This window comes from Streptomyces sp. NPDC051555, from assembly GCF_044454405.1.
Lineage (GTDB): Bacteria > Actinomycetota > Actinomycetes > Streptomycetales > Streptomycetaceae > Streptomyces.
In genome coordinates this window covers 1-2,209 of the sequence record NZ_JBITDP010000099.1, presented here as the reverse complement: position 1 = coordinate 2,209, position 2,209 = coordinate 1, and the positions used below count along the sequence as shown (strand labels likewise).

Here is a 2,209-nt window from a genome sequence, read left to right as displayed (position 1 = left end):
AGTACCGCTTCCTGTACTTACTTCCCACCTGGCACTACTTCCTCTGGAACCACACGTCCCAGTCTCCAGGTGTCCAAGACCAAGGGGAAGCTTCAGACTCCACCCACGTGCGTGCCTACGACCAGAACCTGTTCACCGAGTGGCACTCGCGCTACGGCGGCCGCGGGGTGCTCATCTACTGGCATGTGGAGAAGAAGTCCCTGGCCATCCACTCCCAGCTGATCAACTGCACCGCCTCGGAGGTCGCCGCGATGATCGAGGGCGCCATGCGGCACGACACCACTATGGACGTGGAAGCCAACTACACGGACTCGCACGGCCAGTCGGAAATCGGGTTCGGCATCACGAGGCTCCTGAACTTCGACCTGCTCCCCAGGATCAAGCGGATCAACAAGGTCAAGTTGTACCGGCCGCTGGCCGGCGAACCGGACGCCTACCCGCAGCTGACCCCAGCGCTGACCCGGCCGATCCGCTGGGAACTCATCACCCAGCAGTACGACCAGATGATCAAGTATGCCACCGCGATCCGCACCCGCACCGCCTCCACCGAGGCGATCCTGCGCCGCTTCACCCGCAACGCCTCCCACCCAACCTACGCGGCGATGCTGGAGGTCGGCCGTGCCCAGAAAACCATCTTCCTGGCCCGCTACCTTCGGCTGCGCGACCTCCAGCGGGAGATCCAGGAGGGCCTGAACGTCATGGAGTCCTCCAACGGCGCGAATTCCGTGATCGCCTATGGCAAGGGCGGCGAGATCGCCTCCAACCGGCGCGACGAGCAGGAGATGTTTGTCCTGTGCCTGAGGATCCTGCAGTCCGCCATGGTATACGTGAACACCCTGATGCTCCAGGACGTCCTCGGCGAACCCGAGTGGGCAGGCCTGCTCACTCCCGCCGACCGCCGCGGCCTGACTCCACTGTTCTGGTCACACGTCCGCCCCTACGGCGAGGTCAACCTCGACATGGCCGCCCGCCTTAACCTCGCCATGGTCACCGTGCCGGACCGCCGGGCACCAGCGGATGCTAATGACCAACAGTCGGCCAGGCGTGCGTGAGCCCGTACCCGAACGAGGGTGCCTGGAGTCAACTGCAGTCACCGCTCTTTATAGCTTGGGGCTTCATGACCACGGTCATACACAGCTGTCCATGCATCACGATTCTCAGTCATTCTGAGGTTTGCAGCATGGCAACAGGCATGCCCACCAAGAGTGCTTCTTGGCAACTGCTCGGCTCGTCTGGCTGAACTGAGCAAGAACCTGTTCCTCGATCTCATCTGCTCGTCCGGACTGACCCATGAGGTACTGGCGGATCTGGTCAGCCCTGTCAGGTGCCACACCAAACTCGCCGAGAGTCTCGTCGCTGACGTCAGCTACCCGCTTCAGGGAACGGAAGAATCCCCCAAGCAGAAGAGTGTTGACGCCCACTTGCTGGAGGCAGTCAGGACCTAGTTTCTCGAAGATGCCGCAGATGTCGATGAGGTCTTTTTCTCGAGGCTTGGTCGAACACACCGCACTGTACTTCAGCCGTACGCAATCCTCTGCGGACATCACAGGTATGCCGTCCAGCACCACGGGGGCATCCTGCATGGGAAGCGACGAGGCCATCTCCAGGTCTACGACGCCCCCGACGGGGCTGGAGACAATCAGGGTGGCACCGCTGCCCGAAACATTAGCTTCAACCTTGTAGCCGGCGACCTTCAGCGCTTCGATGACCGGCTGCTGATAGCCCGTCTGCCCAGGAGGCGCGAACAGGTCGATGTCGTCAGTGACCCGCTCAGTCAGCCCGTGCAGAACAAGCGCCCTGCTTCCTCCGAGCCGCAGGCCGCATCCCGGGTCGGCAGCCCGGAGTGCGATCTCAGTAATCTTCTTCTTCTCTGCTTCTCGGGCGCCGGACGAAAGCGGCATGGCTGTAGTTGGCTGGGCGGAACTGGCCACATTGGTGAGCGCTATCGTTTTCAACGATGCTGACCGTGCCGCTGCCCAAGATGCCAGTGCTCGTACGGATGCCTGCTGGGTAGTCGGCGTCCCTGCCCACGACTGGCTTCTCACTCTCGGCTGTGGCTGACTACTCCGTGATGGGTGCTGCTTAAAGGCGTACATGGTGCCTCCGCGGGTCTTAGAGCGTGGTGGTGAAGCGATTGGCGTTCGGCTATCTCGGGCGGGTGACGCCTCGCACGCAGGTGCTGGTGGCGGGGAGGGCATGAAAGAGCGGG

Annotated in this window: 1 protein-coding gene and 1 pseudogene; one reads left to right on the top strand and one right to left on the bottom strand. The window is 62.3% G+C overall.

Annotated features, from left to right (window positions below):
• Window positions 1-89: 89 nt before the first annotated feature.
• Window positions 90-974: pseudogene (locus ACIBEA_RS44440) on the top strand (Tn3 family transposase); the annotation flags it as partial.
• A gap of 183 nt (window positions 975-1,157) precedes the next feature.
• On the opposite strand, the gene ACIBEA_RS44435 reads toward ACIBEA_RS44440, so the two are convergent.
• Window positions 1,158-1,955: a nucleotidyl transferase AbiEii/AbiGii toxin family protein gene (locus ACIBEA_RS44435; RefSeq protein ID WP_399270255.1), complete on the bottom strand. Its 798-nt coding sequence runs from the start codon at window positions 1,953-1,955 to the stop codon at window positions 1,158-1,160.
• Window positions 1,956-2,209: the final 254 nt, after the last annotated feature.